The organism is Chryseobacterium sp. C3 (assembly GCF_014218905.1).
Classification (GTDB): Bacteria; Bacteroidota; Bacteroidia; order Flavobacteriales; family Weeksellaceae; genus Chryseobacterium; species Chryseobacterium mucoviscidosis.
This window is the reverse complement of sequence record NZ_JACLCU010000015.1, coordinates 25,073-33,172: the sequence shown is the minus strand read 5'-3', so window position 1 is coordinate 33,172 and position 8,100 is coordinate 25,073. Positions and strand designations below refer to the sequence as shown.

The following is an 8,100-nucleotide window of genomic DNA, read 5'->3' as shown; positions in this document are numbered from 1 at the left end:
GTTCAATAAACTTTATATATCATCAGTAACAATCGGCAGTACGATGAATTTTACCAACTATTTTTGACTATTAAACCCAAAAAATAAAACCGAAACAATGGCGTTCCGGTTTCTATATTTGTATCAGCTTTGATATCCTAATAATTTTCTCATCTGATAAAAGAAGCGCTCAATCAATCTCAGATCCTGAGTAACAATTTCCGCACTTCCTTTTAATTCTTTATCAAAAACTAAATTTTTGTTATAACTGGTCTTTAATCCTTTCGGGAGAAGTACATCTACATAGTAATTTCCATCTTTATCTGGAGAAAGAGAAATATTTTGTACTTTTCCTTCTACTATCCCATATTCCTGATAGCGGTAATTGTCGAGTTTAATTAATACCTTTTCACCCGAAGCAATTTTACCAGAATTTGTTGCCGGAACAGACATTCTGCCGACTAATTTTTCCCGGTTTTTAGGAAGAATAGATAAAACGGCATCTCCTGCTTTTATAAACTGATTTTCTCCGAAAAACTGTTGGAAACTGGCAATACCATCCGTATTCGAAATAAGAAGATAATTTTGCTCCCACTGCTTCAGCGATTTTCTCAATTGTTCAAAAAGCTGTAAAGTCTGGGAAGAGTAGGTAATTTTATCTTTTTCTGTATTTATCGCTGTTCCGCTTTTTGTTTTATTTAAATTAGAAATTCCTTCTTCCATCTGTGAAAGAGAAATATTGATGTTTTCTAAATTTTGCTGCGCCTGTATGTATTTTATCTTTTCATTTTCAAGCTCCATGGAGGAAATAACTCCCTGGTTGAATAACTCCTGAGAACGGATGTAATTTTTTTTGGTCAACTCATATTTCGCCTGCTCAAGGCTTTTTTGCTGTTTGGTAGTAGCAATTCTTACTCTATATTCGGAAAGGCTTTGATTAGCGGCAAGATTTTCCGGAGCATAAGGCTGTAATCTCGTAAATAAAGCCTCATCCTGAAAAGCTTTTGCAAAACTGTTATAATCTCCCTGAAGTTCTCCCAATTTGAAATGAGAGGTTTCACTGAGTGGGAATGATGATATTTGATTCGGAGATAAAGAATCTATTATTTTTTTTAATGCAAGAACATCTTTATAGTTTGCAGATGACTGCATGACCATCAATACCTGATCTTTTTTAACTTCCTGATGATCTTTGATAAATATCTTTTCAATTTTAGAATTGGTTCTGGCTTCTAATTTTTCCGGTGGATTTTGTGAAGTCACAATAATAGGCGCAGGAATAAATTCCGGATATTTGATGATATAGCTCATGATTAAAATAAGCACTAAAATCAAAAATATAATGGTATTTCCCCAACGGATCATCCAATGAGGAGGGTGGGTAAGAATATCCTGAACACTTTCAGAACGAAGCTCAATATTATCTAAAATGTCTTTTTCCATATTTTAATAGAAGCAATCTTCCGTTAAGAAGATTGCTGTTTTATATATTAGATTTAAGTTGAAATCTAAAATTTTCAAATTATTCGCAGATTTGCGGAGAGTACATATTCTGATGAATACATGCACTTCTTTTTGAGCACCACATAAGGTTGCAGCCACAATCATACGGTTCTCCCGGAAGCGGTGGTTCTGGCGGGAAATATGCTCCGCAATCGTTTAATCCTCCTCCTTTAAGATCTTTTAAATCTTTTCTTGTTAATTTCTTTAAATTTTTCATAATTAAAATTTGTTTTAGTTTGTATTAAAGATGACAATTTTCTGCACTATAAAAATTAATGTGTACGCAGGCAGACATTTTTTCGCACCATGCAAGGTAATTGCAGCCGCAGTTATATGGTTCTCCCGGCATTGGAGGATCTTGTGGGAAATAATCTCCACCTCCTAAACCTTCACCCGAAAATCCGCCTCCGCTTCCTTTCAGATTTTTTAGATTTTTCATAGTAATTTTAAATGTGATTTAAATTGAATTACTGGCAAATAGGTGGAAAATAGTTCCCATTAATATCCATACATGATTTTTCCTCCACGATGTACCATCCGGTACCGCCGCAGTGGCAATAATAAATAGAGTCGTCCGGATATGTGGGACCACCTGCTCCTTTTACATTTTTGAGATTTTCTCTTGTTAGTTTCTTCATTTTTTTCATAAAATTTGATTTTGTAAATTATTCCTACTCTATAAGCTTTTCGGATTTCGCTATATATATACCTAAAATTTAATTTCCAAGTTCTAACTGATTCTTCACCAATCGGTAATATTCTCCTCTCAGAGCAACCAATTCTGCATGGTTTCCTTCTTCTACCACTTTTCCTTTATCCAAAACAATGATTTTATCGGCATGTTTTACGGTGGAAAGCCTGTGGGCGATCACAACTGCTGTTTTTCCTTTGAAGAACTGTTCGAGATTTTCCATGATTACTTTTTCATTGTTTGCATCCAAAGCAGAAGTTGCTTCATCAAATAAAATATAATCAGGAGATTTATAAACCGCTCTTGCAATGAAAAGTCTCTGCTTTTGCCCGCCGCTCACTCCCAAACCTTCATTTCCGATTTTTGTGTTGTAGCTTAAAGGCAATTCTTCAATGAATTCTTTAATGTTGGCAATTTCTACGGATCTCCTCAATTTTTGCTTATCTACATAATCTTCACCAACAGCAATATTATTGGCAATAGTGTCATTGAATACATAACCTTCCTGCATTACCACTCCACAATGGTCTCTCCAGAATCTCGGAGAAATATTGTTAAGCTTTGTATTTCCTAATCGAATTTCTCCCTGAGAAGGTTCGTAGAATTTCATTAAAAGTTTTAAGAGTGTCGTTTTTCCACTTCCGCTGGCTCCAACAATGGCTGTCGTTTTCTGAAAGGGAATGCTGAGTGTAAGATTTTCAAAAACCGGAACATCGGAGCCGGTGTATCTGAATGAAACGTTTTCCACCAGAATATCTTTCTCAGGAATGTCATGGGAGTACTGTTCTTCTTTGTTTTCCTCATCATCTTTATCATGAATCTCACCCAATCTTTCCAACGAAATTTTAGCATCCTGAAATTGTTTAATGAAATCAATTAATTGAAGCAATGGACTGTTTAATTGTCCGATAATATACTGAACAGAAAGCATCATCCCTAACGTAAGATTTCCTTCAAGTACCAATTTTGCCGAAAGAAAGCTCACGAAAATATCTTTCATCTGATTGATAAAATTTCCTCCTACAGACTGCCATTGTTCCAAAGACAAAGATTTTATTCTCAGCTTGAATAATTTCACCTGTAGAAATTCCCAGTCCCATCTTTTTTGTTTCTCGGCATTATGCATTTTGATTTCCTGCATCCCGTTAATCAGTTCGATCACCTTGCTTTGTTCCTGGGAAACCTGTGAAAATCTTTTGTAATCGAGTTCTTTTCTTTTGCTCAGGAAAAAACTGATCCATCCGATGTAAGCCGCTGCTCCGATAAGATAGACGATAAACAGCCTGTAATCATAAAATAACAGTACAATACTGAAAATAATAAGATTGACTAGTGAAAACAGGGTGTTCAGCGAAGAACTTGTGAGAAGCTGCTCGATTCTGTGATGATCATTAATTCTCTGCATGATATCTCCCGTCATTCTTGTATCGAAGAAACTGATCGGAAGCTTCATGAGTTTGATAAAGAAATCGGAAATAATAGAAATATTGATCCTTGCTGAAAGATGAAGCAAAATCCAGCTTCGAATCATCTCAATTCCCATTCTTCCCATAAAAAGCATTACCTGTGCTAAAAGGACAAGATAAATGAAATTAAGATCCTGATTCTGAATACCGACATCGACAATACTCTGGGTAAGGAAAGGAAAAATCAGAGAAAGTAAACTTCCTGCCAAAAGCCCTACTGCAAGTTGGATAACCAGTGATTTATACTTCAGTACATATTTTGAAAGAAAAGAAAAACTGGCTTTACTTTCCTGATCGTCAAATTCTGTCTGAAAAAAAGCAGGGGTAGTTTCTAAAATAAGTACAATTCCCTCTTCTGTTTTTTCATTGGCATTTTCACCGATCCATAGTTTGATGAATTCTTCTCTTGTGTAGGTAATGAGTCCGTATCCGGGATCTGAAACATATACTTTATTGCTTTTGTCTATTTTATAAACAACCACGAAGTGATTTTTATTCCAGTGGACAATACAGGGAAACGGAACTTCCTCCGCTAAAGATTCGAAATTAATCTGAACTCCTAAAGAACGGAACCCAAGATCTTCCGCAGCATCACTCAATCCGAGTAAGCTGCTTCCTTCCCTTGTCGTTTCTGAAAGGTTACGTATTTGTTGTAAAGATATACTTTTGCCATAATGTTTGCTTACAATACGAAGGCAGGTAGGACCGCAGTCTTTGGAGTCTGGTTGACGATAGAAAGGAAAAGATTTCAATGATTGACGTTTTTATTTATAAATAAGTTGTCGCCGATTCGACGACAACTATTTCTTTCAAAAAATTAATTGATTAATTTTTATAGAAGATCCGCATTCCATCCTGCAGGAAAACAATAGCTTTCTTCTGAATATGAGCAGGTTTTTCCTGTGGCTGCTTCACACTCTGCTTGTGTAGCATATGGACGATAATATGGTGATTTTGGTCCAGGACACCCTTCTTTTACACCTCCTTTTACGGATTTCAAATTTTCTCTTGAGAGTTTTTTTAGATTTTCCATTTTTTAATTATTAGTTAAAATTAATAGCAGTATCTATTACAATAGCGAATGCAGAAACCTCCGGAATCAGGATCATTAGTACATTCAGATTGTGAAATATAGCATTTTACAGACGCAGCTTGTCCATCAGCACATTCTTTGGTAATTCCTCCTTTTACAGATTTCAAATTTTCTCTTGAAATTTTCTTTAGATTTTTCATTGTATAATAATTTGTTTTAAATTCCTACTCTTTTTAAGCTTTTCGGATTCCGCTTTAAATTTTTCCTAAATTAGTGAATTTTGCATTACAAAAATTAATTACCCGTTAAATTTCTTCGTCTTCAGACAATTCATCAATAAAATAGTAAATATCTTCACGATCATATTTATCCGGAAACTGATAACCGTTGATCAAAATGATTGGCGTAAAATTTAATCCAGCATTTCTGTTTTCGGCAGACATTTCCACAAGAGGAGTAAGATCCTCCTGAGCGGAATTCGTTCCTGCTTTTTGTCTTACTTTATTTTCGTCTTTGTTTTCAAACCAATATTCTATAAGCTGTAAAAACTCCTGAGATGGTTTATTTCGGTAGGTATACATGAAATCTGAAATCAGATTCGTGAATTTCTCGTTCTGTTTATCCGGAGAATAGTTAAATCTCATCTGCACCGAAATATCATTTGGATATTTAGTAAGTAAAGTTTCTACAATTTTATGAGCATCTTTACAAAATCCACAGTATGGATTTGAAACAATCGATAAATGTAATTTGGCATCTTTGTTTCCTACAAAAAAGGTTTCATTATCAGAAAATGTTACTTTTTCTTTTTCTAATAGTTCTCTTTTGAAAAGTTCATAATTTCTTTTGAATCTTAAATTTTTTGCATTCGATTTTTGCAGGGTTTCTCTTTCTTCAAGTGTATTGTTTAAATACAAAACCATTGAAAATACAGCAATCCATAAAATAATACTAAGTAAAGCGGTTTTCAGACCAAAAGAGATAATTGGAAAAACCAAAACACTGATTAAAATCTGGGCTGTTAAAACAGAAATAATCAAAAGGCAGACACGGCAAAAAGTTTTTTCAACAAATCCCTGAACATATAAAGAATAGCCGATTGCAATAACCGAAGCAAAGGTAAAACCTTTAATAATAAGTGAAGTTGCAGGAAGAAACAATCCTAAAATGGTAAGTCCAACAAAATAGATCAGAGAAAAATCTGAGAACTTTAGCCCTAAAATGCTTGTCTTATCCTGAGTAATGATTTTGCTGCAGGAATTTACTGCCTGTTTTCCTGCTGTATCTCCACAGATACTTCCGATAACGGTAGAAGTATTTCCAAATTTCTGGTTAAAAAGTTCTAAAGAAATATAAACTCCAACCAGCGATAAAACGTTGAAAACTGCTTCATACCATGCTAAATTAATTGCGGAATAAATTAGAACGACCGCAAAAATAGCATAAATAAAAGGTTTATAACTCGTCACGGTTTTTTGCTCCACTTTATCTTTTTCAAAAAGTAAAACAAAATCTGTGGATTTTTTGTGCAGTTCTTCTTTATTTAAAATCTTTGCTTTATCGGAATAAATGGAATATTGTGTGCCGTTTTTTTTAACGAGCGAAAAAGAATTATCTACAATGGTAATAAACTCTTCAGGAAGTTCATCCCAATATTCTTTATCTAATTCGTACGCATCATTTCGTACGCCCATGAAATTTAATGTGTCGCTGAAAGCTAAAGCAGAAGGATAATTTGGGTGTGAGTTGAACTGAAAAAGAAACTCCTGTTTGTCGAGTTTTAGATAGTTAATGAGTTTGTCCAATAGCATATTAATATTTTTCATCTAAAATAAGCAGATGTTTGAAAAAAACAAATACTTTTTTCATTTTAACGTGATTTATGGTTATTTTATTGCTTATGAATGTTTTATATTTAATTTTATAAATGATATTTGCTATTTTACTATTTACTGTTAATAAAATCCAGCAAATTTTTCTCTGAAGATAGTCGGACAGTCAACTTTAACATCTTCGAATTGTTATCAAGAAGAACAGTGTAAGGCATTGCATGATTTAATCTGAAATTCATCTGAATATAAAAACATTTGGATCCAGATGCTTTTATTTTATCAGTATTTAAAAAAAATTAGATAGGAAAAATATTTAACACATTCACAAATTTATTCTGAATCAAAAAAAATCAGATGAACTCAAAAAAACTTAAAAATTCATAAAGTTTTCATAAAGTTTTTAAAAAAAGTAAAATTACTTTTGTATTTCTGAAAAATATCGTACTTTTACATCGCCTTGAATGAGGGAACAAGTCAAGGTAATAAATTTTTTTTCATCATTTGTGTTTTTAGAATCGTATCGCCTGATACGATTCTTTTGTTTTTTATTCCTTTTCGTAATTCATCAGAAGATCAATGAAATAGGAGTAGGTAACAGAGCCTTCCTGCTGATTGCTCTTCAGGAAAAGGTTGTTCGTAAAGCCGAAAAAGTCGTCCAGCAAACCCTGATGTTTCAGAACAAAAGCCTTTTCATAAGCTCTGTCTTTTTTCATCTCCGGAGAATAGTTTTTCAAAACAGATTTTACAAATTCAGGATCTTTATCTACGATGAAATTCAACAGGCTTTTTAAGGTAAAATATTCTGTGCTGTACCGAAGATCTGTATTTTCCGAATCAATTCCAATGAGATATCCCACGAAATTTGCTTCCTGTTCTCTGGCGAAACCAAGCTGATGAGAACTTTCATGTGCAGAAGTAAACGGAATAAGCGTATTCGGTAATTGTGAATTATATTGCGCTTCAGCCGTAAACGGATTGTAATATCCCAAAATTCCTGTGAAATTCATCACACTCTTAAATAAACTTGGTTTGAAGGAATTAATTTCAGAAGCTTTTTTATCCGAAATGTTTTTTGGAAGTTTTGTTTGCTGATGAAGAATTTCTTCCTGAACGGCTTTTAAATCTTTCAGAATAAAAATTCCGTTTTTATCTTCGGAAGTCAGTTTTCGTGTTTCCTTGCATCGCGCGAGATATTTTAAAGCCAATACTTTTGCCTTTTCAACAGTAGGTTCTTTCTGGCTTGGTAGCTTTTTAATAATAGGAGTCTGAAAATAGAGCATTCCCCAGAATATCTGATACGAAAAATAGAAGATATTTATGCTCATTAATATTTTTAAAAAAGAAGAATTCCTGTTTTTCTTTTTAAATGATGTAATGATACAATACACAAGAAAAATTCCCAGCAAAATATAAAGTACATCTCCAAAGGAAAAAGGAATCCATGAAAAGATCATCTGATGAACCGTTTTCTGAAATTCAAATAAAGTTTCAAAAAAAGAAATCATAATTTCAGATTTCGAGAAGACATAAAACAAAAGAAATTGGGCAAGTAATAAACCTGCCCAAAACCTTTTCTTATATAATATATTTGTATTC

At 33.5% G+C, this 8,100-nt stretch carries 9 protein-coding genes; all 9 read right to left on the bottom strand.

Annotated elements, in window-relative coordinates; translation table 11 throughout:
- Positions 1-123 precede the first annotated feature (123 nt).
- The 9 genes from H6W53_RS20955 to H6W53_RS20915 all read right to left on the bottom strand — a co-directional run bounded on the left by H6W53_RS20955 (position 124) and on the right by H6W53_RS20915 (position 8,009).
- The gene (locus H6W53_RS20955; protein ID WP_185209518.1) at positions 124-1,422 is read right to left on the bottom strand and encodes an HlyD family secretion protein; all 1,299 of its coding nucleotides are present in this window, start codon (positions 1,420-1,422) and stop codon (positions 124-126) included.
- A 79-nt stretch (positions 1,423-1,501) separates the two neighbouring features.
- The gene (locus H6W53_RS20950; protein WP_076395219.1) at positions 1,502-1,699 is read right to left on the bottom strand and encodes a bacteriocin-like protein; all 198 of its coding nucleotides are present in this window, start codon (positions 1,697-1,699) and stop codon (positions 1,502-1,504) included.
- A 24-nt stretch (positions 1,700-1,723) separates the two neighbouring features.
- Positions 1,724-1,921 (bottom strand): hypothetical protein, encoded by a 198-nt coding sequence (locus H6W53_RS20945; RefSeq protein ID WP_185209515.1) that lies wholly within the window; start codon positions 1,919-1,921, stop codon positions 1,724-1,726.
- Between the two features lie 28 nt (positions 1,922-1,949).
- Positions 1,950-2,129, bottom strand: coding sequence for a bacteriocin-like protein (locus H6W53_RS20940; RefSeq protein ID WP_407933587.1), 180 nt, complete (start codon positions 2,127-2,129; stop codon positions 1,950-1,952).
- A gap of 69 nt (positions 2,130-2,198) precedes the next feature.
- Positions 2,199-4,391: a peptidase domain-containing ABC transporter gene (locus H6W53_RS20935; protein ID WP_185209511.1), complete on the bottom strand. Its 2,193-nt coding sequence runs from the start codon at positions 4,389-4,391 to the stop codon at positions 2,199-2,201.
- Between the two features lie 80 nt (positions 4,392-4,471).
- On the bottom strand, positions 4,472-4,672 hold the full coding sequence (locus H6W53_RS20930) for a bacteriocin-like protein (protein ID WP_185209509.1): 201 nt from the start codon (positions 4,670-4,672) through the stop codon (positions 4,472-4,474).
- A 20-nt stretch (positions 4,673-4,692) separates the two neighbouring features.
- Positions 4,693-4,872: a bacteriocin-like protein gene (locus H6W53_RS20925; protein WP_185209507.1), complete on the bottom strand. Its 180-nt coding sequence runs from the start codon at positions 4,870-4,872 to the stop codon at positions 4,693-4,695.
- 105 nt (positions 4,873-4,977) lie between these two features.
- A complete protein-coding gene (locus H6W53_RS20920) occupies positions 4,978-6,498 on the bottom strand; it encodes a thioredoxin domain-containing protein (protein ID WP_228457851.1) in 1,521 nt (506 codons plus the stop codon).
- A gap of 551 nt (positions 6,499-7,049) precedes the next feature.
- The gene (locus tag H6W53_RS20915) at positions 7,050-8,009 is read right to left on the bottom strand and encodes a DUF3810 domain-containing protein (RefSeq protein WP_185209505.1); all 960 of its coding nucleotides are present in this window, start codon (positions 8,007-8,009) and stop codon (positions 7,050-7,052) included.
- Positions 8,010-8,100 lie beyond the last annotated feature (91 nt).